Annotated in this window: 22 protein-coding genes; 5 read left to right on the top strand and 17 right to left on the bottom strand. The window is 63.5% G+C overall.

What is annotated here, in order from left to right:
* Positions 1-14: 14 nt before the first annotated feature.
* Complete coding sequence (locus tag HX792_RS27160; RefSeq protein WP_176998962.1) at positions 15-1,475, top strand: hypothetical protein; 1,461 nt, start codon at positions 15-17, stop codon at positions 1,473-1,475.
* A 49-nt stretch (positions 1,476-1,524) separates the two neighbouring features.
* On the opposite strand, the gene HX792_RS27155 is transcribed toward HX792_RS27160, so the two are convergent.
* From HX792_RS27155 to HX792_RS27075, 17 genes are all read right to left on the bottom strand, one after another.
* Positions 1,525-2,625, bottom strand: a complete 1,101-nt coding sequence (locus HX792_RS27155; protein WP_176998961.1) for an SMP-30/gluconolactonase/LRE family protein — start codon at positions 2,623-2,625, stop codon at positions 1,525-1,527.
* Positions 2,622-3,299, bottom strand: coding sequence for a sterol desaturase family protein (locus tag HX792_RS27150; protein ID WP_176998960.1), 678 nt, complete (start codon positions 3,297-3,299; stop codon positions 2,622-2,624). Before HX792_RS27150 ends, HX792_RS27155 begins: the two co-directional genes overlap by 4 nt.
* 76 nt (positions 3,300-3,375) lie before the next feature.
* Entirely contained in the window at positions 3,376-4,239 is an 864-nt protein-coding gene (locus HX792_RS27145; protein ID WP_176998959.1) for a LysR family transcriptional regulator, read from the bottom strand.
* A 41-nt stretch (positions 4,240-4,280) separates the two neighbouring features.
* Positions 4,281-5,327 carry a hypothetical protein gene (locus HX792_RS30450; RefSeq protein ID WP_176998958.1) on the bottom strand — a complete coding sequence of 349 codons (1,047 nt, stop codon included), beginning with the start codon at positions 5,325-5,327 and terminating at the stop codon, positions 4,281-4,283.
* An 11-nt stretch (positions 5,328-5,338) separates the two neighbouring features.
* Positions 5,339-5,581 (bottom strand): hypothetical protein, encoded by a 243-nt coding sequence (locus tag HX792_RS27135; protein ID WP_176998957.1) that lies wholly within the window; start codon positions 5,579-5,581, stop codon positions 5,339-5,341.
* Positions 5,582-5,706: 125 nt separating this feature from the next.
* A complete protein-coding gene (locus tag HX792_RS27130) occupies positions 5,707-7,107 on the bottom strand; it encodes an amidase (protein ID WP_176998956.1) in 1,401 nt (466 codons plus the stop codon).
* Complete coding sequence (locus HX792_RS27125) at positions 7,104-8,372, bottom strand: Zn-dependent hydrolase (protein WP_176998955.1); 1,269 nt, start codon at positions 8,370-8,372, stop codon at positions 7,104-7,106. The genes HX792_RS27130 and HX792_RS27125 overlap by 4 nt, the downstream gene beginning before the upstream one ends.
* Before the next feature lie 13 nt (positions 8,373-8,385).
* On the bottom strand, positions 8,386-9,081 hold the full coding sequence (locus HX792_RS27120; protein WP_176998954.1) for an ABC transporter ATP-binding protein: 696 nt from the start codon (positions 9,079-9,081) through the stop codon (positions 8,386-8,388).
* Positions 9,081-9,830: an ABC transporter ATP-binding protein gene (locus tag HX792_RS27115; protein WP_176998953.1), complete on the bottom strand. Its 750-nt coding sequence runs from the start codon at positions 9,828-9,830 to the stop codon at positions 9,081-9,083. The genes HX792_RS27120 and HX792_RS27115 overlap by 1 nt, the downstream gene beginning before the upstream one ends.
* On the bottom strand, positions 9,827-10,837 hold the full coding sequence (locus tag HX792_RS27110; protein WP_176998952.1) for a branched-chain amino acid ABC transporter permease: 1,011 nt from the start codon (positions 10,835-10,837) through the stop codon (positions 9,827-9,829). The genes HX792_RS27115 and HX792_RS27110 overlap by 4 nt, the downstream gene beginning before the upstream one ends.
* A gap of 1 nt (position 10,838) precedes the next feature.
* Positions 10,839-11,699 (bottom strand): branched-chain amino acid ABC transporter permease, encoded by an 861-nt coding sequence (locus HX792_RS27105; protein WP_176998951.1) that lies wholly within the window; start codon positions 11,697-11,699, stop codon positions 10,839-10,841.
* A 57-nt stretch (positions 11,700-11,756) separates the two neighbouring features.
* Complete coding sequence (locus HX792_RS27100; protein WP_176998950.1) at positions 11,757-12,959, bottom strand: ABC transporter substrate-binding protein; 1,203 nt, start codon at positions 12,957-12,959, stop codon at positions 11,757-11,759.
* A 207-nt stretch (positions 12,960-13,166) separates the two neighbouring features.
* Entirely contained in the window at positions 13,167-13,937 is a 771-nt protein-coding gene (locus HX792_RS27095) for a FadR/GntR family transcriptional regulator (RefSeq protein WP_176998949.1), read from the bottom strand.
* Positions 13,938-14,053: 116 nt separating this feature from the next.
* The gene (locus HX792_RS27090) at positions 14,054-14,815 is read right to left on the bottom strand and encodes an alpha/beta fold hydrolase (RefSeq protein ID WP_176998948.1); all 762 of its coding nucleotides are present in this window, start codon (positions 14,813-14,815) and stop codon (positions 14,054-14,056) included.
* 107 nt (positions 14,816-14,922) lie between these two features.
* Positions 14,923-16,335, bottom strand: a complete 1,413-nt coding sequence (locus HX792_RS27085; protein ID WP_176998947.1) for an efflux transporter outer membrane subunit — start codon at positions 16,333-16,335, stop codon at positions 14,923-14,925.
* The gene (locus HX792_RS27080) at positions 16,328-18,301 is read right to left on the bottom strand and encodes a MacB family efflux pump subunit (RefSeq protein WP_176998946.1); all 1,974 of its coding nucleotides are present in this window, start codon (positions 18,299-18,301) and stop codon (positions 16,328-16,330) included. Before HX792_RS27080 ends, HX792_RS27085 begins: the two co-directional genes overlap by 8 nt.
* A gap of 1 nt (position 18,302) precedes the next feature.
* The gene (locus HX792_RS27075) at positions 18,303-19,475 is read right to left on the bottom strand and encodes an efflux RND transporter periplasmic adaptor subunit (RefSeq protein WP_176998945.1); all 1,173 of its coding nucleotides are present in this window, start codon (positions 19,473-19,475) and stop codon (positions 18,303-18,305) included.
* Between the two features lie 258 nt (positions 19,476-19,733).
* On the opposite strand from HX792_RS27075, the gene HX792_RS27070 reads away from it, so the two are divergent.
* The 4 genes from HX792_RS27070 (at position 19,734) to HX792_RS27055 (ending at position 23,939) form a co-directional block, all read left to right on the top strand.
* Positions 19,734-20,216 (top strand): sigma-70 family RNA polymerase sigma factor, encoded by a 483-nt coding sequence (locus HX792_RS27070; protein WP_176998944.1) that lies wholly within the window; start codon positions 19,734-19,736, stop codon positions 20,214-20,216.
* 120 nt (positions 20,217-20,336) lie between these two features.
* A complete protein-coding gene (locus tag HX792_RS27065) occupies positions 20,337-21,674 on the top strand; it encodes a lysine N(6)-hydroxylase/L-ornithine N(5)-oxygenase family protein (RefSeq protein WP_176998943.1) in 1,338 nt (445 codons plus the stop codon).
* Between the two features lie 166 nt (positions 21,675-21,840).
* On the top strand, positions 21,841-23,061 hold the full coding sequence (locus tag HX792_RS27060; RefSeq protein WP_176998942.1) for a putative DNA modification/repair radical SAM protein: 1,221 nt from the start codon (positions 21,841-21,843) through the stop codon (positions 23,059-23,061).
* Entirely contained in the window at positions 23,058-23,939 is an 882-nt protein-coding gene (locus HX792_RS27055; RefSeq protein WP_176998941.1) for a TIGR03915 family putative DNA repair protein, read from the top strand. The genes HX792_RS27060 and HX792_RS27055 overlap by 4 nt, the downstream gene beginning before the upstream one ends.
* Positions 23,940-23,999 lie beyond the last annotated feature (60 nt).

Here is a 23,999-nt window from a genome sequence, read left to right as displayed (position 1 = left end):
TGGATGGATAAAAAATGAAATCGAAAAAAGCCTTTATGTTGGGCGCGGCCATGGCGGCCTCCTGCTTTGTCTCGGCCTTTGCCCTGGCCGAACAGTACCCTTCGCAACCGCTGCCCAAGGTGAGCGCCCAGGCCGTCAAGGAGGCGGTGCACAAAGCCCTCAAGTCCGGTGGCAAGCTCGAGTCCAAGGCGGTTGCCTCCCAGCTTCAGCAGAAGCTCAAGGCGGCCATGACCGCGAAAGCGCCGGCCAAGGCCGTGGCGAGCAAGGCGGCGAAACTCTCCGCCGTCGCCACCGTCGACAGCGAACTGAAGAAGCCCGACCAGGACAAACTCAAGGTCGCTGCCGCCGAATTCGTTCCGCTGTTTCAGACACTGGACATCAACACCCTCTACACCTTGACCGAGGTGCAGACCGGCCAGGACTTCCCCTACCACTTCCACCTGCCACAGAACGGTCGTGCGCTGGTGCAACTGGTTGACCAGAGTGCGGGTGCCAACATGTCGCTGAGCCTGTTCCGCGACGATGGCCAGGGCAACCTGGAGCTTCTCGGTACGTCCGACAACCCGGGCAACGCCGATGAATACATCAGCGCCGTGCTGCCGGCAGGTGACTACTACTGGTACATGGTGGCCAATGAGGCCAACAACGCCCAGTTCAGTTTTGGTGTAGGTGTGGACTTCAACATCGATGCCTATGAACCCAACGACACCCCGCAGACCTCGTTCGTACTGCCCGACGCCCTGAACCGCGTGACGGGCAATATCGACAACCCCAACGATATCGACTACTTCGCCTTCCAGGCCACCCGTGGCCAGAACGTGGCGATGGCCCTGAGCGATGACCAGAAGGGCGTGCGTAACCAGTGGATCTTCGAGCGTCTGGAGGGCAACAACTGGGTGGTGGTGCCGGCCGGTAACAGCATGACCCTCTCAGGTGTCACGCCAGGCTATGTGGCCCAGGTTCGCGTGCGGGCCAACCCGGCCGTGGTCCAGGACCCTACCGCCCAATACAAGCTCACCCTGGGATCGGCGCCGCGCCTGAACAGCTTCGACGTGAAGGGCGACAACGTGGTGCGCGTGCCGAGCACGATCTTCTGGATGGCCACCCAGGCGGCACGGAACCTGACCTGGACCACCAACTGGTCCGACTCCACGGGCGCGCCGTTGTTGGGCGTTACACCGGTGCTGCGGGTTGACAAGCACTTCACCGGCACCGAGTTCAACTGGACCGACTTCAAGGCCACCACCGACAGCACGGGTGCGTCCCTCTCGGGTGCGGCACTGGGCAGTTGCTTCGGCGAGTACCGCGTGGAGTACCCGGACAGCAGCACCGGCGTGAAGTACAACTGGGCCACCACCTTCAACTTCGGCGGCTGGCGGATCGAGCTGGACGAGTTCCCGGGTGTGGGCGTGGGCGGCGACAACGTGCCTTACGTGACCTTCGGGCACATCTGCACCCAGGACATCATCCATTGATGCACTGAGTGAACGAGGAGGGGCAGCCTGCGAGGGCTGCCCCTTTTTTTCATTCCCGGGCCAGGGCCAGCTTCAGCGGCAGGCGCGCCATGCTCGTGCTTTTCAGTGAGCCAAGGTACAGCCAGTCGCCATATTCCCGGGCGGTGGTGATGGGCGAGTAATTGCCTGCGCTGCCGTCCTGCAGGTTGGCGATGACCTTGCCTTCGGTATCCAGCCCCAGTACGAAGGCTTTGCGCTCGATCGGCTTGGGCACCACCATCAGTGCCCGCACCATCACTTTGCGCAGCAATGGGTAGCCGGCGAAACCATCCAGCAGCGGATTACGGGGTGAGTACAGCGCCACCCAGAAGCGGTCGTGGCCGTTGAAACTGAGGTTGTCCGGCAAGCCAGGCAGGTTGTCGATAAACAGGTCGTGGCTGCCCGCTCGCTCGCCCTTGAGCCAGTAGCGGCTGATGCGATAGGCGCCGGTTTCATTGACCAGCACGTAGCTTTCATCCGGGCCCAGGGCGACGCCGTTGGCAAATTGCAGGTGATCGAGCAGTACCTCGGTGGTGCCGTTGCTGAAGTCATAGCGCAACAGTCGGCCGTCACCGCCGTGTTCGATCACGGCTTCACCGTCCTGCCCGTAACCCCAGCGGCTCGACGCATCGCTGAAGTAGGCATAGCGCCCGCTGGCGTCCACGGCCACGTCATCGGTAAAGCCGAAGGGCACGCCATTGGCACTGCTGCTCAGGGGCGCGAGCTGACGGTTCGCATCCAGTGCGAGCAAGCCCTTGATCCCGTCGGCAATGATCAGGCGCCCATCCGGGTGCAGTGCCATGCCGAGGGGCCGCCCACCGGTGTTCGCCAGCACTTCCAGGGTGTGGCTGTCGGGTGAGGTGCGGATGATGCGTCCGTCATGCAGCCCGCTGATCAGAAAACCCTGGGCATCCAGCAGCAGGGCCTCGGGCCCGGCGATGTCCTGGGCGCCGATCCGTTGCACATCCTTGAGGCGTAAGTTCTCGGCAAAGGGCCCCTCTTTCATCGAGGGCGCCTTGGGCGGGGACCAGTTCACCGGCTGCACCTTGGTAGGCATCAACAGCAAAAAGGCGAGCACGGCCAGCAGCAATACGAACAGCAGATGACGCAGTTTCTTGGGGCGGGTACTCATGACGGTTCCTGGTTGTCGTGGGCGTTCGGCTCCCAGTGCAGGGTGCCGAACAGGTAGTCCATTAGGGGAAACACAATATTGAAATTACGCCCCTGCATCAGCTCGCGGCGGTGGTGCAGGGCGTGCAAACGGTGCATCTGGCGGATCCACGGCAGGCGCGCCACCGGGTGTTCGACGGGCAGGTGTTCACAGGCGTGAAACACTTCGTAGAGCAGGTAGCCCAGCAGCATGCATCCGGCGAAAAGCCCGGCGACGTTGGGGCTCAGTTGCTTGAGCAACCACCAGGCGGGCAGGGTGATCGCCAGGCTGTGCAGCACGATCAACCAGGCGGGGAAGAGGATGACACGCCAGTCTCGGGGGCTGTCGTAGGTCATGTGGCCAGGGGTGAAAAAACTGTGGTGGTCGCCGGTATGACGGGCGTAGAACAGCCGGGCGAAGCTGTGCTTGTGGTGGCCGAGGTGGCGGTGCACGAGGTAGATGCACAGGTTGAAGAACACCAGGGTCAGGGGGACGGTCAGCCACTGGAGTGGAGTGATGGACTGGGTGGAGGACCAGGCCAGGGTGATGCAGATTGCGCCGTAGAGAAGCACGAAGACGGCGTGAAGCCAGGGGTTGTAGTGCCGGGACACGGCGGCGCGGTAGCGGGCGCGAAAAGCCTCGGTAGCGTCAGGCATAGTGGCGGGCTCATAGTGTTTTTTGTGGTGACTGAGCTTAGTCTCCCTTCGTGATTGTGCTAGTCGGGCGCCGTTCTCAAATCAACGGATCCCAACGCTGCGACCAGTCGGATTCCGCCTTGACCACTCCCCGCAGCAATTCCAGCGCCTGTTGCAGTACCGCCGAATCCCGCGCCCGCGAATACACCAGGTACGTGGGGAAACTGAACTCCGGCGCCTTGGGCACCCGCTGCATCACGCCGCTGTCGAGGTAGCTTTGCACGACACGGGTGCGGAAGTAGCCGGCGCCGCCGTTCTCCAGGATGTACTGCAACGCCAGCGGCCCCAGGTTGAAGCTCAGGGCGGCGCGGGCTTTGTCGGGCAGAGCGGTGTCGTGTTGCTGGCGAAACCCCGGGCCCCAGTCGATATACACGTAGGGATCGGGTTTGCTGACCAACTGCACCAGGATCAGTTTTTCTTCCAGCACCTGCTCCACCTGCAAACCGGGCCAGTATTGCGGCTGGAACACCAGCGCCGCGTCGAGTACCCCCAGTTCCAGTTGGCGCAACAGGTATTCGCCTTCACGCACCTCGGTGCGCAGGGCATGGCCGGGGATGTGTTCGCGCAGGGCCTGGGCCCAGCCCAGCATCAACGGGTTGCACAGGCTGACTTCGCCACCGATATGGAGCACGTTGCGATAGCCATCCGGCAACGGCAGGTCGCGTTTGGCCGCTTCCCAGGTTTGCAACAACTGGTTGGCGTACACCACAAAGGCCTCGCCATCCGGCGTCAGGCGCGCCCCGGCGCGGTTGCGCACGAACAAGGTGCTGCCCAACTGGCTTTCGAGGTTCTTGACCCTGGCGGTGATCGCAGTCTGGGTGACGTGCAGCTTCTCGGCCGCCGCGGCCAGGCTGCCGCAGCGAGTGATTTCGAGGAAAGTGCGTGCCAGTTCGATGTCCATAAGCGTCTCGCAGGATGGCTCAAGCCAGGCAGTGTAAGCCTTCAGGCAGGCGAAAAGATCAGTTCGACGTCGATGGTGTGTCCCTGGCGCACCACGTATTCCTGCAGGCCTTGACGATTGCGAATCAGATAACCCGGATCATAGACGAAGCAGATCAATTGCCGGCAACGTGGGTGCTCCGCGTAGCGGGCGATATCCACGATCAGCTGCTCGCCCAGGTGCTTGTCCTTCAACCCCGCACGGGTCATTTTCACTTCGATGCCGACCTGCGACTCGTGCAGCAGGAAATCCATACGCGACGAGGCGCCCGCACAACTGGGTACGGGTTCCTCGGGCCGCAGGTCGGGGATATGCACTGTCAGGAGCGCACGCAGCAGATCCTGCACATCATATTCGTTCTTCACCGACAGCCCCGCCTGGCCATCATGTCGATGGTTCAGGGCAATGCAGAAACGATGGAAGTGCCGCATCAAGTGCCTGACCGTGTCGAGTGGGGCCGGCGAGGCCACAGGTTGATCCGGCTCGTCGCCAAAAAAACGCGCCAGCTCACGGTCTTCAAAATCGCGCATGGCCACCGGGTCTTTCAAACTCAGGTAGACCAGCATCAGCAACCAGATGGTTTCGGCCAGAATAAACAGGAGCAGCCCCGGCAATGCCGGGCGCACCGTTATTTCTGGCTCGTAACGATAGTGCGGCAGTGTGCCGTCGGTTTTTTCAGCTTTCGGGAGCAATTGGAACTTCAGGCTGACGTACACCCACAAGTGTCCGCGGTCGGGCACGAAAAAGCTCGGCAGCGCATTCAGTCGCTCGTCGCTCGGCTCGCGGTTGTAGGCTTTTAGCCGCTCGAACAGCGGGTCGGTGTATTGGTGGAACTCATCGGAGGTCATGAGAGTGTAGACCGCAGGGTTGCTTTGGTCGGCAGGCTGGAACACCTCATTGATCGTCAGCAGGTAGGTGACGGCGGTGCTCACCAAGAGCAGCACCAGTGACAGGCGATTCCAACGCTTGTAACGCCGGGTGTTCAGGATCACCTGCGCCAGGGTCGGCGAGGGTTCACTGCGCCAAAGGGATTTGAACCAGCGGGTCATAAACGTCGTTCTCACTGAATACCAATCGACCAATGTTGGGTGGTCTGGTCTTCATGGAGCTGGTCGATATCCGTCTCGTATTGGCATTGCGGGCCCTTGCAGCTGTAGTCGACGGTCAGCGGTGCCAGGGTTTTCACGGGGAACAGGGTTTTGTTCTGGGCGGGGCGCTCGGCCGGCGCAGCCTCCACCGGCGGTGCTTCGTAGCTGAGGTCCAGGCTGGCAGCGTGGGCCAGGGGCGGCAGGAGGGCGAGCATTGCGCTCACCAGGACGGTCCTTGTGAATAGCATGTGAAACAATCCGGGCAACAGAAAAGAAGCGCGGATTATAGGCCATTAGCACCCCGGGATGCACAGGTCGATCCCGGGGCGTAAGGCTTGAGTTAGAGCGCTCGCGGTGCTTCCAGGTGCTCAGTCGGGAATGCCTGTGCATACACCTGGCACACCCTTAACACTTGCTCATCGGCAAACCGTGCGCCAACCACATGCAAGCCCACCGGCAGGCCATTCGCTGCCAAACCGCACGGCACCGAGGCGGCCGGTTGTTGGGTCAGGTTGAAGGGATAGGTAAACGGCGTCCACTCCATCCAGGCCTGCATGCCCGAACCGGGCGGTACATTGTGACCGGCCTCGAACGCGGTGATCGGCATCATCGGCGAGACCAGCACGTCGTAGTGCTCATGGAACGCGGCCATGCGCGCCACCAACGCGGCGCGGGCTTCAAGGGCTGCGTTGAAGTGATCCAGGCTCAAGCGTTCGCCCTGTTGCGCGATGCTCAGCAACCCGGGGTCGAGCAGCTGTTTCTGCGCCTCGTTCATGGGCCCGGTGAGGCGTGCGGCACCGGCCGCCCACAGGGTGCTGAACACCTCCAGCGGGTCGCTGAAACCCGGGTCGATTTCTTCCACGTGGGCGCCCAGTTGCACCAGGCCCTGCACGGCCCGGGCGACGACGCTGGCCACCTGCGGGTCGACGTCTACATAACCGAACGTGGGGCTGTAGGCCACGCGCAAGCCTTTGAGGTCCGTGCCCGGGGTGAGCCAGGGCGTGGTTCTGGGCGCGCCGATCAGGCCATCCCGCGCGTCGGGTTGCGCGACGGTCTGCAGCATCAGTACCGTGTCCTCCACGGTACGGGTCATCGGCCCCAGGTGCGACAGGATCGTCATGGAGCTGGCGGGCCATTGCGGCACGTAGCCGAAGGTTGGCTTGATGCCGAACGTGCCGGTAAACGCGCAGGGAATCCGGATCGAACCGCCCGCATCGCTGCCCTGGTGCAGCACGCCGAGGTTCAAGGCCGCCGCCGCGCCTGCGCCGCCCGAGGAGCCGCCGGCGGTGGTGCGGGTGTCCCACGGGTTGCGGGTGATGCCATACAGCGGGTTGTCGGTGACGCCCTTCCAGCCAAACTCCGGGGTGGTGGTCTTGCCCAGCAGCACCGCGCCGGCCTTGCGCATGAAGGCCGAGAAGGGTGCGTCCACGTCCCACGGCCCTTCGGCGGACGAGGTGCGTGAGCCTTTGCGGGTGGGCATGCCGACCGTCAGGGTCAGGTCCTTGATCGACGCGGGCACACCGTCAAGCGCGCCGCACGGCTGGCCCTTGAGCCAGCGTTGTTCCGAGGCGCGTGCGGCGTTCAGTGCGCCCTCCGGGTCGACATGGCAGTAGGCATTCACCACCGGGTTGTAGCGTTCGATACGCAGCAACGCGTCCTCGGTGACGTCCACCGGCGACAGGCTCTTGTCACGAAAATGCGCCAGCAGTTGCACCGCCGTCAGTTGGCCGATCTCACTCATGCCACATCCCCCTGGGCTGCGTTGACCATGGCGCGCAGCAGCACCGCGCAGCCCGCCGCCAGATCATCCGGCGCGGCGTTTTCGATTTCGTTATGGCTGATGCCGCCTTCGCACGGCACAAAGATCATCCCGGCCGGGCCCAGTTCGGCAACGAAAATCGCGTCGTGCCCGGCGCCACTGACGATGTCCATGTGGCTCAAGCCCAGGGCCTGGGCGCCTTCGCGCACGGCGTTGACGCACGCCGGGGCAAAGTCCAGCGGTGGAAAGTCGGCCGTCGGCGTCAGCTCAAAGCTCAAGCCGTGGTGTTTGGCGGTGGCTTCGATCACGCCGCGCACCTCATCGACCATGGCTTGCAGCTTGTCGGCGTGCAGGTGGCGCAGGTCGATCGTCATGTGCACCTGGCCGGGAATCACGTTACGCGAACCCGGGTGCAGGCTCAGGCAACCGACCGTGCCACAGGCATGGGGTTGCTGTTGATGGGCGATGCGGTTGACCGCGCTGACCACCTCGGCGGCGCCCACCAGAGCGTCCTTGCGCAGGTGCATCGGTGTCGGCCCGGCGTGGGCTTCGACGCCGGTGAAGGTCAGGTCGAACCACTTCTGGCCCAGGCAGCCCATGACCACGCCGATGGTAGTGGCCTGGTCTTCCAGCACCGGGCCTTGTTCGATGTGTGCTTCGAAATACGCACCCACCGGATGGCCAGGCACGGCGCGGGTGCCAGCGTAGCCGATGCGCTGCAATTCGGCACCCACTGACAGGCCCTGGTCGTCGAGTTTGTCGAGGGTTTCCTGCAAGTCGAATTTACCGGCAAATACCCCGGAGCCCATCATGCACGGCGGAAAGCGCGAGCCTTCTTCGTTGGTCCACACCACCACTTCAATCGGCGCTTCGGTCTCGATGTTCAAATCGTTGAGAGTACGGATCACCTCCAGCCCGGCCATCACCCCGTAGCAGCCGTCGAACTTGCCGCCGGTGGGCTGGGTGTCGATATGGCTGCCGGTCATCACCGGGGGCAGGGCGGGATTGCGCCCGGCACGACGCGCAAAGATATTGCCGATGGCGTCGACCGTGACGCTGCACCCGGCCGCCTCGCACCACTGCACGAACAGGTCACGGGCCTGGCGGTCCAGGTCGGTCAGGGCCAGGCGACACACGCCGCCCTTGACGGTGGCACCGAGCTGGGCCAGGTCCATCAGCGATTGCCACAAACGGTCGCGGTTGATCAGCGGGGCATTGCTCTGGAGCGGTTGCGCAAAACTATTCATCTGCAATCTCCGGTCAGGCACTCAGGGCCAAATAGCGATTCTTGATACTCGGGTCGGCGCGGAAGTCAGCGGCGCTGCCCTCGTACACCACGCGGCCCTGTTCGAGCACGTAATGGCGGTCGGCGAGCTTGTCGCAGACCATCAGGTTCTGTTCCACCAGCAGCACGGGCAGGCCATCGTCCTTGACCTTGCGCAGGATCTTCACCAGCTCGTCGACGATCACCGGGGCCAGGCCTTCGGTGGGCTCGTCAAGGATCAGCAGCTTGGGATCATTGAGCAGGGCGCGGGCGATGGCGAGCATCTGCTGCTCACCACCCGACAGCGCGTGGCCGGCGTTTTTGCGGCGCTCCTTGAGGCGCGGGAACATGGCGTACACGTCTTCGAGCTGCCAGCGGCTGGTCTTGCGCGCGGCGATGCGCAGGTTCTCTTCGACGCTAAGCAGGCGGAAGATCCCGCGATTTTCCGGCACCAGCGCCAGGCCCTGACGGGCGATTTCAAAGATCTTCTGCCCCACCAACGCCTGGCCGTTGAAGTGGATCTGGCCCTGGCGCGGGCAGATGATCCCGAGGATGCTGCGCAGGGTGGTGGTCTTGCCGGCGCCGTTACGCCCCAGCAGGGTCACCAGTTCGCCAGGGTTGACGGTCAGCGAGACGCCTTCGAGCACGTGGCTCTTGTCGTAGTAGGAATGAATGTTCTCGACGATCAGCATCAGGCAGCCTCCCCAAGGTATGCAGTGCGCACACGCTCATCGGCGCGTACGAATTCCGGCGTGCCTTCCACCAGGATCTGGCCGTGGCTCATCACCGTGATGCGTTGGCTGATGGACATGACGATGCTCATGTTGTGTTCGATCAGCAGCACCGTGTGGTCGCGGCCGAGGTCGCTGATCAGCTGGGTCATGATCGGGATGTCGTCGATGCCCATGCCCGAGGTGGGCTCATCCAGCATCAACAGTTTGGGCTTGGAACAGATCGACATGCCCACCTCCAGCACCCGCTGCTGGCCGTGGGACAACTCGCCGGCCAGGGTGTCGGCGCGGGTGGTGAGTTGCAGGCGCTCCAGCACCTGGTCGGCCATGTCCAGGTGTTCGCGTTTGCTGTCGACGCGGCGCCAGAAGTTCAGCGCACGGGCACCGTCACGGCCCTGGGCCGCCAGGCGCAGGTTTTCGCGCACGCTGAGGTTCTGGAACAGGCTCGTGAGCTGGAACGAGCGCGCCATGCCCAGGCCGACGCGGCCATGGGCGGGTTTGCGCATCAGGTTCCTGCCGTCGAAATGAATCGCCCCGGCCGTGGCCTGGCGCTCGCCGGTGAGGCAGTGGAACAGGCTGGTTTTGCCCGCGCCGTTGGGCCCGATGATGGTGTGGATGGTGCCAGCCTCGACCTTGAGGTTCACACCGTTGACCGCATGGAAGGCGCCATAGGCCAGTTCCAGGTCTTTGGTTTCCAGCAGGATGCTCATAGCCCTTCCTCCTTGGCGACAACGGCGGCCTTGCGGCTGCCGCGTACCTTTTCGAACAGCGACGCCAGGCCGCCCCACAAACCGCCCCGCATGAAGATCACCACCAGGATCAGGATCACCCCCAGCAGCATCAGCCAGCGCGGCCACAGGTCGGAGAGGAAATCCCCGAGCAGCACGATGGAGCCGGCGCCCAGCAGCGAGCCAAACAACGAGCCGGTGCCGCCGACGATGGTCATGATCAGGATGTTCTCGGACATCGCCAGGTCGATGTTCGACAGCGGCACGAAGTGCAGCAGCATCGCGTACAGCGCGCCGGCAATCCCGGTGACGGCGCCGGACAGCACAAACACCAGGATCTTGAAGTGGCGGGTGTCGTAGCCGATGGCCGAGGCGCGGGTTTCGTTTTCGCGGATCGCCATCAGCGTGCTGCCGAACGGTGAGGCGATCACCCGGCGCGCGCCGATGAAAATCAGCAGGAACAGCACCGCGACAAAGGCATAGAAGGCGCGGGCATCGCTGAGCGACAGCAGCACCGTTTCACCGATACGGATCTCCGGACGCGGCACGCTGAGCAGGCCGTTGTCGCCACCGGTCCAGTCGCTGAGGGTGTAGGCGACGAAGTAGGCCATCTGGCTGAACGCGAGGGTCAGCATCACGAAGTAGATGCCGGTGCGGCGGATCGCCAGGGCGCCCACCAGCAAGGCCAGGAAGCCACCGGCCACGGCGGCGCCGAGCAGGGCGGCGAACAACCCCAGTTGCAGGTGCAGCATCAGCAACGCGGCGCAGTAGGCGCCGGCGCCGAAGAAGATGCCTTGGCCAAACGACAGCAGCCCGGTGTAACCCAGCAGCAGGTTGCAGGCCAGGGCCGCCATGGCAAAGATCAGGATCTCGGTTGCCAGGGTCGCCGACGGCAGGATCAACGGCAGGCCAATCAGCACCGCCAACACCCACAGCAACATCGCGCGCGATTGCGTCTTGGCAAACGGCAGGGGATTTTTCTCGCTCATGTCAGGCTCTCCCGAACAGGCCGTAAGGACGCACCAGGATCACCACGGCCATCGCGCCGTAGATCATCAGGCTCGCGCCCTGGGGCCAGAGTGTGGTCATCAGGCTTTGCACCACGCCCACCAGCAACCCGCCGACCAGCGCACCGCTGAACGAGCCCATGCCGCCGATCACCACCACCACGAAGGCGACGCCGAGGATCTCCGGGCCGACAAAGGGCTGGGCGCCGCGCAACGGGGCGAACAGTACGCCCGCAACGCCGGCCAGGGCCACGCCGAGGGCGAAGGTCATGGAGAACAGGCGGAAGATATTGGTGCCCAGCAACGACACGGTTTCAGTGCTTTCACTGCCGGCGCGCACCAGGGCACCGAAGCGCGTGCGTTCCAGCAGCAGCCACAAGCCCAGGCCGACCAGGCCGGAGAAACCGATCAGGAACAGGCGGTAGTGTGGGTACACGAAGTCGCCCACCACCAGCACGCCGCGCAGCAATTGCGGCACCGCAACGCTTTTTCCCACCGGGCCCCAGATCATCACGCTGGCTTCCTGGATGATCAGTGCGATCCCCAGGGTCACCAGGATCTGGAACATGTGCGGCAAGTGATAGATGCGCTGGATCAACAATCGCTCGATCACCCAGGCCAATGCTGCCACCACCAATGGCGCGATCAGCAGCGCCAGCCAGAAATTGCCGGTTAGGCTGACGGCGGTGTAGCAGATGTAGGCACCCAGCAGAAAGAACGCGCCGTGGGCGAAGTTGACGAAGTTGAGCAGGCCGAAAATGATGGTCAGCCCGACGGCGATCAGGAAATAGATCATTCCCAACCCCAGGCCGTTGAGTATCTGGAACAGGTAAAGATTAAGCATGCAGGCACCCTCGGCAGGAAGCTGCTCGCGCAGCCCTGCTGTGCAATGTTCAGGGGATCAGGCGAGCGTGCAGCCGGTGGCTTCCACGGGCGGGAACGACTGGCCGGCGCTGAGTACCTTGGCCAGGTCGTCCTTGTCGACCATGTCGCCAGCGGCCTTGCCGACGAGCAGGTAGTAGTCCTTGATCACCTGGTGGTCGCCGGCGCGGATCGATTCCTTGCCGGTCGGGCCTTCGAAGCTCAAGCCTTGCATGGCCTTGGCCACGGTGGGGCCGTCGAAGCTGCCCGTCGAGATGATGGTGTCGAGCATAACCTTGGTGCTGATGTAGTCGGCGGCCAGCGGGTAGGTGGGGTTGATGCCGTATTTAGCCTGGGTGAACTTGACCAGCTCGCGATTGAGCGGGGTGTCGACCTGGTGCCAATACTGCGCGCCGAGGTACACGCCTTCGAGCACATCGCTGCCCAGCTCCTGGAATTGATCGAGGCCGGCGGACCATACCAGCAGCACTTTCATGCGTTCCTTGATGCCGAAGTTCACCGCCTGGCGCAGGGTGTTGGAGGACTGGCTGCCGAAGTTGAGCAGCACCAGCACATCGGGCTTGGCCGCGATGGCGTTGGTCAGGTAGCCGGAGAATTCCTGCTCCTGCAACGAGTGGTAGCTGTTGCCGATGTGCTCCAGGCCGTGTTCCTTGAGCACATTCTTGGCGCCTTCGAGCAGCGCTTCGCCGAACACGTATTGCGGGGTGATGGTGTACCAGCGCTTGGCGTCCGGCAGCAGCTTGATCAGCGGCACCATGGTTTCGCGGATCGCGCCGTAGGTGGGCACCGACCAGCGGAAGGTCGCGTGGTTGCAGTCTTTGCCGGTGACTTCATCGGCGCCCACCGGGGTCATGAACACGCCGCCGACCTTGTCCACTTCCTTGGCCACCGCCAGCGCCGACGACGACAGGGTGCAGCCCTGGAAGAACCGTGCGCCGTCCTGCTGGATGGCTTCCTGCACCTTGCGCACCGCCTTGCCGGCGTTGCCTTCGGTGTCGATGACCTTGTAGTTCAACGGGCGGCCGAGTACTTCGGGGTGTTGGCCCACCGCCAGGCGTGAACCCATGTCGGCAAACTTGCCATAGCTGGCAAAGGCGCCAGACATGGACTTGAGGCCGTAAAAGGTAAAGGGCTCGGCGGCGAATGCCGACCGCACGCTCAGCGGGAGGCTGAGGGCGGCGGCTGCGGTAAGACTGGCTTTCAATAACGTACGACGCTGCATGGGGTGACTCCCTGGTTTAGTTATTGGCAGGAGCGGCAAGGGCGATACGGTGGAGCAAGGGCCTGTGGGCAGGCCTGTTATTGGATGGCGCGGAAGTTGGTTGGAATGCGGTCAAAATGTGGGAGCTGGCTTGCCTGCGATGCAGGCACCTCGGTGTGTCAAATGCACCCAGGTGATGCCATCGCCGGCAAGCCGGCTCCTACAGGGTCAGTGGTGGTGATCAAACTCCAACAGAAAATGCGGGCTGACCTCGCCTTCAAGGGCGGTCATGTGGTGTTCGGCATCGCACATGTGTTCATGCATCAGGCTGCGCACGGCGCTTTCGTCCCCGGCACGAAAGGCGATCAGCAACTGCTTGTGATAGTCGAGGTTGGCCGCATCGAACTGTTTGCGCTTGGGTTTGTAGGCTTTTTTCAGCACCACCAGATCGCGCAGCAGGTCGTTGAGAAACTGCGCCATGAAGCTCAGCAGCGGGTTGGGGCAGGCCTTGGCCAGCAGGTTGTGGAACTCCAGTTCCGCCAGGCGTTGTTCGCGCTGGCCGGCTTCGCTGTCTTCCGGTGCGCTGCAGAACGCCACGTTGTCCTGCAGGGCCTGGTAGTCGTCCTCGCTGAGGCGCCCGAGTACCGACACCGCCAGTTCCACCTCGATGACTTTGCGCAGTTGGTACACCTGCTCGCCGTCCAGGTGCTGGAAGTGCAGGTAATTGCGCAACGCCCGGCTGGCCGGCTCGGTGCCGGCCTGGTTCAGGTACGCGCCGCCGCTGGGGCCGGTGCGGGTGTTCACCAGGCCTTCGACCTCCAGGGCCTTGAGCGCTTCGCGTGCCGAGCCTTTGGAGCACTGGAAGCTTTCCATCAGCTCACGTTCGGTGGGCAAACGGTCACCGGGCTTCAAGGCGTCGGTGACGATGGAGCGCTTGACCGACTCGACAATCACATCGGACAGCTTCTGACGTTTGCGTTTCAGCGGGCGGCTTAGCATGGCTTCGATTTATCGTATTAATGCGGATAAATAGTACTTAATAACGCTTGAGCCCTCAGGTCAACGCAGGGTGTCGTTTTCGGTGGCAAGGGGTCGCAAATGCGTGAGTGCGGGTGTTAGTCCCATTGGCCATTGTCGAGACAACGTGCTGAAGGCGGCGGTTGTTTTCCATAAATCAGGAAGTCGCCCAACCATCGCTCGACGCAGCCGTTGGCGAGGTTGCTCGGGGCGGGTGGCGCCTTGAGCAACAGGTGCTCGATACCCGATGTGATGGGTTCGCCGTGGCTGGCATTGACCAGCACCATGCGCGCGACACGCTGCGGAAACAGCGCGCCATAGCGGCTGCCGAGCCGCGTGGCGTCAGCGTTGCCGACAAAGTTGAGGCGTGCCTCGCCCAGTTGGGCGCGTACGAACTCCATGTCCAACGCGGCTTGCTCGACGCCTTGGGCCTGGCGCAAATCTCGTGGGGTGAGTTCGATCACGTCGTAATGGTTGGTCAGTGCGCGGTAGGCCGGTGTGGCGTAGGACTCCCAGCGGCTGGCGAGGTGGAGAGCGAAAGGGGTGTGTTTGCCGTGGTGCGGTTCGCCGGATTGAGCGAACACCACGCCCTCGCGGTTCAACGGCTGGCGGGCGCCGACACGGGTCAGCACCAGGCGCACGCGGCCACGGGAAGGAGCCGCATGGTCGCGGGGCACGCTCACCACGCCGCATTGCGTGCGGCCCAACACTTCCGGGTCCAGCCGGGCGACGGTGGGCAGTGGACAGTCCAGCAGCCAGTCAATGGCGGTGGGTGGGATCAGCGGTTCGGCCAGGGAGGGGGCAGCGATGAGCCCGATCAAAGACCAGGCCAGGCGAGTCAGGCGAACGCTGGGTTTCATCAAAAGGTCCTGGGCAGCCGTGTGAGAGCGGCTTTTTTACCAAGGACCCCGGGTTGAAAAATGTAGGGTGATAAAAAGACTTCAGTAGGAAACCAGACTTTCGTTTATCAGATTTCGGTTTTCCAACCGCCGCCCAACGCCTTGTACAAGGCAATGCTCGCCTGCAGCCGTGACAGCCGCAGTTGCACGTTCAAATCTTGCGCGGCATACAGGGTGCGCTGGGTTTCCAGTACCGTCAGCAGGTCCTCGGCACCCGCCTGGTAGCGGCTTTCGGCGATCTGGAAGGCGGTCTGGGCCTGCTCCAGTTCTTCTGCCTGCCACTGACGTTGCTGGTCCAGGCGCGTGATGCTGCTCAGGGCTTTCTCCACGTCGGCAAAACCATTGATGATTGCGCCGCGATAGGTTTGCAGCAGCTCATCCTGGCGGGCACTGGCCTTGTCGCGTTCCGCACTTAAACGGCCATGGTTGAAGATCGGTGCCACCAGCCCCGAAGTCAGGTTGTAGAACGGGCTGCGCAGGATGTCCTCGGCCTTGTACGACCCCGAACCCACGGTGGCGCCCAGGGTGACCGTGGGCAACATGGCCGCACGGGCCACAGTGACGTCAGCACGGGCGGCCGCCAATTGCGCTTCGGCCTGGGCCAGGTCGGGGCGACGGCTCAGCAGTTGGCTGGGCACACCCGGGCCGATAGCGGGCCAACTGAGGGCCTGGAACCCTTCGCTGCCCAGGTCCAGGGCCTGCACGGGCTGGCCGAGGAGGGCGGCGAGGGTGATCCGGGATTCTTCCGCCACTTGCTGGATCAACGGCAATTGCCGTTGTTGGCTGGCGACCAGGCTTTTTTGCTGGGCCAGTTCCAGGGCGGTGGCGGAGCCGGCGGTGTAGCGAGTTTGCACCAGGTCCAGCACGTTGCGCGCATTCGTCAGGTTCAGCTCGGCGATCTGTTGGCGCTGGCGTGCGGCCAGGGTTTGCGCGTAGCGGTCGGCGACGTTGCTGAGCAGGGTCAGCTCCACGGTGGCCTGGTCGAACTCGCTGGCGCGTAGCGTCTGCAAGGCGCTATGCCGTGCTGCGGCGCGGCCCCCCCAGAAGTCCACCTCATAACTGGCGGTGAGGTTGGCGCCGAAGCTGTCGACGGTGTTATTGCTTTCGGTGGCGTCCAGCGCCGAACTGCCGCTGCCGCGCAGCAGCTTTTCACGGCTGGCGGTGAGGTTGAACTTTACCTCGGGCAACAACGGCGCACCGGCGATCACGGCGCTGGCCTGGGCCTGGCGCACGCGGGCCATGGCGGCAGCCACGTCGTAACTGTCGCGGCGGGCCTGGTCGATCAGGCGGTTGAGTGGCGCGCTGCCAAACTGCGTCCACCAGCGGCTGTTGATCGCCTGGGCGGCATTCCGTTCGGCGTACTGCCAGGCGGCGGGTGGTGCGATACCGCTGTCGACGGTCGGCGGGTTGCCAGTGCAGGCATTGAGCAACAGGCACAGGCTGAGCACGGACAGGGGCGGTGCGATGGATCGTTTATTCACTGGTCAACGCCTTAACCGGATCGAGCCGGGCAGCTTTACGGGCCGGCATAAAGCCGAATACGACACCGGTGACCAGCGCACAGCCGAACGCGCCCAGCACCGCCACCAGGGAAAACTGCACCGCCACTTCGGCCAGTACCAGCACACCCCCCACCAGCAACGCCAGGGCGATGCCGAACAGGCCGCCGACCACCGAGAGCATCACCGCCTCGGTGAGGAACTGGCGCAGGATGTCGCGCTGGCGCGCACCGGTGGCCATGCGGATACCGATTTCGCGGGTACGTTCGCGCACGGTCATCAGCATGATGTTCATCACGCCGATCCCGCCCACCAGCAGGGAGATGGCGGCAATCGAGCCGAGCATCAACGACAGGGTGTTCTGGGTGCGCGCCTCGGCCTGGATCATTGCGGCGTTGTTGGTCAACTGGTAGTCGCGCTTGCCGTTGTGCAGCTTGAGCATGAGCTGGTCGATGGCCACTTCGGCCTCGTGCACCTTGCGTGCGTCGGTGGTGGCAATGGCCACGTACTCGGGGTTGTAGGTGCCGAACAGGCGCACGCTGGCAGCGGTGTAGGGGATGGCGACGCGGTCGTCGCTGTCTTTGTTGCCGGAGCTGGAGCCTTTTTCCGCCAGCACGCCGATCACTTGGAAAGGCACGTTCTCGATCAGGATGTACTGGCCGATCGGGCTGGCCACGCCCTTGAACAGCTTTTCGCGGATGCGGTGGCCGATTACCGCCACGGTCGCCCCGGCGCGCTCATCGGCCTCGGTGAAGTAGCTGCCCTCGACCACCGGCCAGTTGAAGATTTCCGGGAAGTTGACATCGTTGCCGCCCACGTACGCCAGGTAATCCACATTGCCGAAGCGCACGCCGGCGTCACTGCCGTTGACCGGCATGATGCGCTTGACCTGGGGCAGTGCCGACAGCGCCGCGACATCATTGAGGGTGACGATCCCCAGCGGCGTGCGCGGGTTGGGCGAGGAGCCGCTGAGGTAAATAATGTTGGAGCCGAACGCGCCCATCTGTGCCATGACCTGGCGCTTGCTGCCTTCGCCGACGGCCAGCATGACCACCACCGACGCCACGCCAATGATGATCCCCAGCAACGTCAACGCGGTGCGGAACCGGTTGATCCACATCACCCGCCAGGCCGCCTGCACCGCGTCGACCAGTTCGGCCTTCCACGCACCGTTGTGCTCGGCGCCGTCGGCCAGGCGCTGGCGCAGGTCCACGGCTTGCAGCGCATCGCTGTTGGCCGTGGCCGGCACATAGGTCTCGCTGTCGGCAGAATCGCTGATGATCAGGCCATCGCGGATCTCGATGATGCGGTTGGCCCGCGCCGCCACTTCGCGGTCATGGGTGATCAGGATGACCACGTGGCCCTGGCTGGCAAGCTCGTCGAGCAAGGTCATCACTTCGGCGCCGCTGTGGCTGTCGAGGGCTCCGGTGGGTTCGTCGGCGAGGATGATATGCCCGCCGTTCATCAATGCCCGGGCAATCGATACCCGCTGCTGCTGGCCACCGGAAAGCTGGTGCGGGCGGTTGGCGGTGCGGTCGGCCAGGCCCAGGCGAGTGAGCAGGGCCTTGGCGCGAGCATGGCGTTCGGTGGCGCTGATGCCGGCATAGATCGCCGGCATCTCGACGTTTTCCTGGGCCGAACCCGACGGGATCAGGTGATAGCCCTGGAACACAAAACCGAAGGCTTCGCGGCGCAGCCAGGCCAGTTCGTCGCTGCCCAGGTGCGCGACGTTTTCCCCGGCGAACAGGTAGTCGCCCTCGGTGGGGCGGTCGAGGCAACCGAGGATATTCATCAGCGTGGATTTGCCCGAGCCGGAAGCGCCGACGATGGCGACGAACTCGCCGGCGTGGATCGATAGGTCGATCCCGCGCAATACGTCGACCTGCGGGCTGTCGCCGCCGCCGTAGGACTTGCGGATGTGCTTGAGTTCGATCAGAGGCGTGCTCAACTCAACCCCCGCTGCCGTCGGCCGGGCCGATCAGCAGGTGATCGCCTTCGCTGAGGCCGCCCAGCACTTCGACCCGCAGGCGATCACTGATGCCCAGGCGCACTTCGCGTTCCTCGATGGACCCGTTTTTTGCCACTACGCGGGCGATCTGCTTGTCGGTGCCGTGGCTGCCCAGCAGGGCGGCGACCGGCACCGTGAGGGCGTCCTTGACCTGGCTGGCGACAAAAAATACCTGGGTGGTCATTTCGGCCATCAGTGCATTGTCGGCGTTGTCCACGTCCAATAGCACGGTGTACAGCACCACGCGGCCGCTGCCGCTCTTGCTTGAACTGCTGGGGCTACCGCTGCCCTGGCTGGTTTCATTGAGCGGCTTGGGCGGGATCGGCAGGATCTGGCGCACCGTGCTGGTCCAGCGCCGGTTGCCACCGGCCAGGGTGGTGAAATAGGCGGTCATGCCGGGTTTGACGTGACCGATGTCGGCTTCGGAGACCTCGGCCCACACGGTCATCGGCGACAGCTTGGCAATACGCAGGATCAACGGTGTCTGCTGCTGGGCATTGAGGGTCTGGCCGACCCGCGCGTCCACCGCGACCACGGTACCCGCCATGGGCGCGAAAATCCGCGTGTAGCCCAGTTCGGCTTCGTCACTGCGCAGGCTGGCCTGGGCCTGGCGGATCTGCGCCTGGAACATGTCGACCCGCGCCTGGGTGGCGCTCAGCTCGGCCTTGGCGGTTTGCACATCTTCTTCGCGGGTGGCGTTGCCGGCGGCCAGACGTTGCTGGCGCTGGTACTTCTGACGCGCCAGTTCGTGCTGGGCTTTTTGCTCTTGCAGTTGAGCTTTGAGGTTCTCGATGGCATAGCGGCTGGCGTCGAGCTTGGCCTTTTGCGTGGACGGGTCGATCTCCACCAGCAACTGGCCTTCCTTGACCTGGTCGCCGGCCTCCACGTGGATCTTCTGGATCTGCCCCGAAGCCTGGGCGCCCACGTCGACATAGCGACGCGGTTGCAGGGTGCCCAGGGCGGTCACGCTGTTTTCAATATTGCCGCGGGTGACGGTGACCGTGGCCAGGTTGTCGCGGCCCGACGGCAGCACCTGCCAGGCGGCAACCGCGATGATGGGGATCAGGCACGCCACAACAAGCAGGGCGCGTCGGGCAGGTCGAGGGCGTTTCATGCTTAGGTTCCAGCCGGGAAAGTTCGGAGCGCAGTTGCGCTGAGCTGACAGTTAAACGTTGGAAATGCGTGGGGATTTAGGCTGTTACACAAGCGGTTACAGGTCTGGTCGGTAAAAAAATTTGCGTGTGGGTGTGAGACTTCTTTAAAAGTAGATGAGAATTACTATAAATTGCACGCACTCAAACTGCCATCATCGATGGGCTGTCTTCTTTAGCACTCAAGGATCTGATGCCGCCCCTCCGGACGGCCGGGAGTCATGTTGGAAAACTACTATCGCGAGCTGGTGTGTTTCCTCAACGCCAAGCTGGGCAACCGTCAGGTGGCCGAGGATGTGGTGCATGACGCTTATGTCCGGGTGCTGGAGCGCTCCAGCGACACGCCGATCGAGCAGCCCCGGGCGTTTCTGTACCGCACCGCGCTCAATCTGGTGATCGACGGCCATCGGCGCAACGCCCTGCGCCAGGCCGAACCCCTGGACGTGCTCGACAGCGAAGAACGCTTTGCCGCCAGTTCCCCCCACGCCACCCACGACCAGGGCCAGCGCCTGGAGATGCTCGAGCGCGCCCTGGCCGAGCTGCCCGCGGTCTGCCGCGACAGCTTCCTGTTGCGCAAGCTCGACGGCTTGTCCCACCCGCAGATCGCTGAACGCCTGTGCATTTCCCGCAGCCTCGTGGAAAAGCACATCGTCAATGCCATGAAGCACTGCCGGGTGCGCATGCGCGAGTGGGAAGCACACTGATCAGCGATCAGTTAAATTTTATTTCACTGTCCTCGTTTCCTATCAACACACGGCCTGTTGTTCAGGCCTTGAAGGTATTCCCGCCCCAATCGCCAAGGGGCTTATCCAGAGGACACTGGAATGACACAGGCAATTGCTTCGCCCGCGGTTCACGACCTGATCGGTATCGGTTTCGGCCCTTCGAACCTGGCGCTGGCCATCGCCCTGCAGGAGCGTGAAAAGGCCCAGGGCAAACTGGACGTGCTGTTTCTCGACAAGCAGGCCGACTACCGCTGGCACGGCAATACCCTGGTGACCCAGAGCGAATTGCAGATCTCGTTCCTCAAGGACCTGGTCACCCTGCGCAACCCCACTAGCCCTTACTCCTTCGTCAACTACCTCAAGGCCCACGACCGCCTGGTGGACTTCATCAACCTGGGCACCTTCTACCCGTGCCGCATGGAGTACAACGACTACCTGCGCTGGGTTGCCGGGCAGTTCCAGGCCCAGGCCCGCTACGGCGAGGAAGTGCTGGCCATCGAGCCGATCCTGCACCAGCAACAGGTTGAAGCCTTGCGTGTGATTTCCCGCGATGCCGTGGGTGAGCAGCATGTGCGCACCACCCGCTCGGTGGTGGTCAGCGCCGGGGGCACGCCGCGCATTCCTGAAGCCTTCAAGGCCCTCAAGGACGACGGCCGCGTGTTCCATCACTCCCAATACCTGGCACGCATGGCCACGCAGCCGTGTGTCGAGGGCAAGGCGATGCGCATCGCGATCATCGGGGGTGGCCAGAGCGCGGCCGAGGCCTTTATCGATCTGAATGACAGCTTCCCGTCGGTGCAGGTCGACATGATCCTGCGCGGTTCGGCGCTCAAGCCCGCCGATGACAGCCCGTTCGTCAACGAAGTGTTCTCGCCGGCCTTTACCGACCTGGTGTTCCAGCAGGTGGGTGCCGAGCGTGAGCGCCTGGTCGCCGAATACCAGAACACCAACTATTCGGTGGTGGACCTGGACCTGATCGAACGCATCTACGGGATTTTCTATCGTCAGAAAGTCTCCGGCATTGCACGCCAGGCCTTCCGCACCATGACTGTGGTCGAAAAAGCCAGCGCCAGCCCGCTGGGTATCGAACTGGCCTTGCGCAACAACGCCACCGGCGAAACCAGCGTGAGCCATTACGACGCCGTGGTGCTGGCCACCGGTTACGAGCGCCAGATGCACCGTGAGCTGCTGGCGCCGCTGGAAGCCTACATGGGCGACTTCGAAGTGGCGCGCGACTACCGCATCGTTACCGACGAGCGCTGCAAGGCGGGCATCTACATCCAGGGCTTCAGCCAGGCCAGCCACGGCCTGAGCGACACCTTGCTGTCGGTGCTGCCGATCCGCGCGGATGAGATTGCCGCCTCGTTGTTCGAGCACGACCGCAGCCGTGGCAAGGCGCGCTCGGTGCAGGACCTGTTGCTCGCCACGGCCAGCTGATCCCTTGCGCTGATCGCGCGCCCCCCTGTAGGAGCCCGGCTTGCCGGCGATGGCGTCCCTGAGATCCCCATCGCCGGCAAGCCGGGCTCCTACAGTTCGTCATTGCACGCTGGCATTTGCGGGTGCTCGCTGATACTGTACAAAAAACCAGTATCGGTAGCCCTCCATGCAGTTGATCGAAAAACTCAGCATCCTCGCCGACGCCGCCAAGTACGACGCCTCGTGCGCCAGCAGTGGCGCACCCAAGCGCAGTTCCGAGGGCAAGGCGGGGCTGGGTTCCACCGATGGCATGGGCATCTGCCACAGCTACACGCCCGACGGGCGTTGCGTCTCGCTGCTCAAGGTGTTGCTCACCAACTTCTGCCTCTACGACTGCCAATACTGCGTCAACCGACGCTCCAGCGACGTGCCCCGTGCACGCTTCAGCCCGGAGGAGGTGGTCACCCTGACCCTGGATTTCTACCGGCGCAATTGCGTCAGCGGGCTGTTTCTCAGTTCCGGCATCATCCGTTCGTCCGACTACACCATGGAACAGCTGGTGCGCGTCGCGAAACTGCTGCGCGAAGAGCATGACTTTCGCGGCTACATTCACCTCAAGACCATTCCCGACGCCGACCCTGCGTTGATTGCCGAAGCAGGGCGCTATGCCGACCGCCTGAGCGTGAACATCGAACTGCCCACCGAGGCCAGCCTGCAGACCCTGGCGCCGGAAAAAAAGATCGTGTCGATCAAGCAGGCCATGCAGACCATCTACACCGGCGAGCAAACGGTGCGCAACGAACCGCGCGCGCCGCGTTTTGCCCCGGCCGGGCAGAGCACCCAACTGATTGTCGGCGCCGACGACACCGACGACAGCACCATCCTCCACGGTGCCGAGGCGCTGTACGGCAATTTCAAGCTGCGCCGCGTGTATTACTCGGCGTTCAGCCCCATCCCCAACAGCCCGAAAAGCGTGCCCCTGGCCGCGCCGCCTCTGATGCGCGAGCACCGCTTGTACCAGGCCGATTTCCTGCTGCGCAGCTACGGGTTCAGTGCCAATGAACTGTTCGAAGGCCCCGGCCACCTGGCCCTGGACATCGACCCCAAGCTGGCCTGGGCGCTGGAGCACCGTGAGGTGTTCCCGCTGGACCTGAACCGCGCCGAGCCCACCTTGATCGCACGTATTCCCGGCATTGGCCTGCGCACCACCCAGCGTCTGGTCGACCTGCGCCGCGAACGCAAGATCCGCTTCGAAGACCTGGCCCGCATGCGCTGTGTGCTGGCCAAGGCCAAGCCGTTTTTCATCACCAGTGACTACCACCCGCAACAGGCTGACAGCACCAGCGTGTTGCTGCGCGAGCAACTGCGCGACCGCCCGCAGCCGCAACAAATGGGGTTGTGGGGATGATCAGCCTGGAATGCGACAACCTGTTCAGCACCTGGCGCGACCAGGCACGTTGGCTCCTTAGCCATCAGGTGGACCCCAGCCAGGTGAGTTGGGGCGAGGTGCAGGCGGCTGACCTGTTTGCCACTGATGAACCCATTCCCGAAGGTCTTGGGCCGTTCCAGACCAGGGTGCCGAAAGCACTGCTGGAGCTGCTGGAGTCCGCCGCCTGCTACCACGGCGACCAGCGCTGGAGCCTGTTGTATGAAGTGCTGTGGCGCGTCAGCCATGGCGACCGCACCGCGATGCTGGCCGGTGACAAGCTGGGCAGTGAGTTGCAGCGGCGTATCAAGCATGTGAGTCGCGAAGCGCACCACTTGCATGCGTTTGTCCGGTTTGTCGCGCTGCCGGCCGAGGCGGGCCCTGAGTTGCCGGAATATGTGGCATGGCATGAGCCGGCCCATGACATATTGAAATCTGCCAGCCAGCATTTTGTCGGGCGCATGGGGCGCCATCGCTGGATGATCGCCACGCCGCTGGACGGGGTGTATTACGACGGCGAACAGATGATTCACCAACGCAAGTGCCCCGAGGCCTGGCAGCAATTGGCGCAGAACGTCGAGGACCCCCACAGTGACATGTGGCTGACCTACTACAGCCACATCTTCAACCCGGCACGCTTGAATCCCAAGGTCATGGAAGGGCATTTGCCCAGCCGGTTCTGGAAGAATTTGCCGGAGGGCAAGTTGATCCCGGGGTTGATCACCGAGGCGCGGATGGGCAAGCAGAAGGATGGCCAGGCCAAGCGGATAGGCGCCAAACCCGGCAAACAAATCGCAAACCCGGCCACTGTAGGAGCTGGCTTGCCAGCGATAGCGGTGGGCCAGTCAACCCAAGGCTGACTGACCCTCGCGCAACCCATTGTAGGAGCCGGCTTGCCGGCGATGAGGCCCTTCAAACCG

It is taken from the genome of Pseudomonas sp. B6002 (genome assembly GCF_013385985.1).
GTDB lineage: Bacteria > Pseudomonadota > Gammaproteobacteria > Pseudomonadales > Pseudomonadaceae > Aquipseudomonas.
Note: the sequence above shows the minus strand (reverse complement) of the source record. Positions and strands in the feature narration are given on the sequence as shown.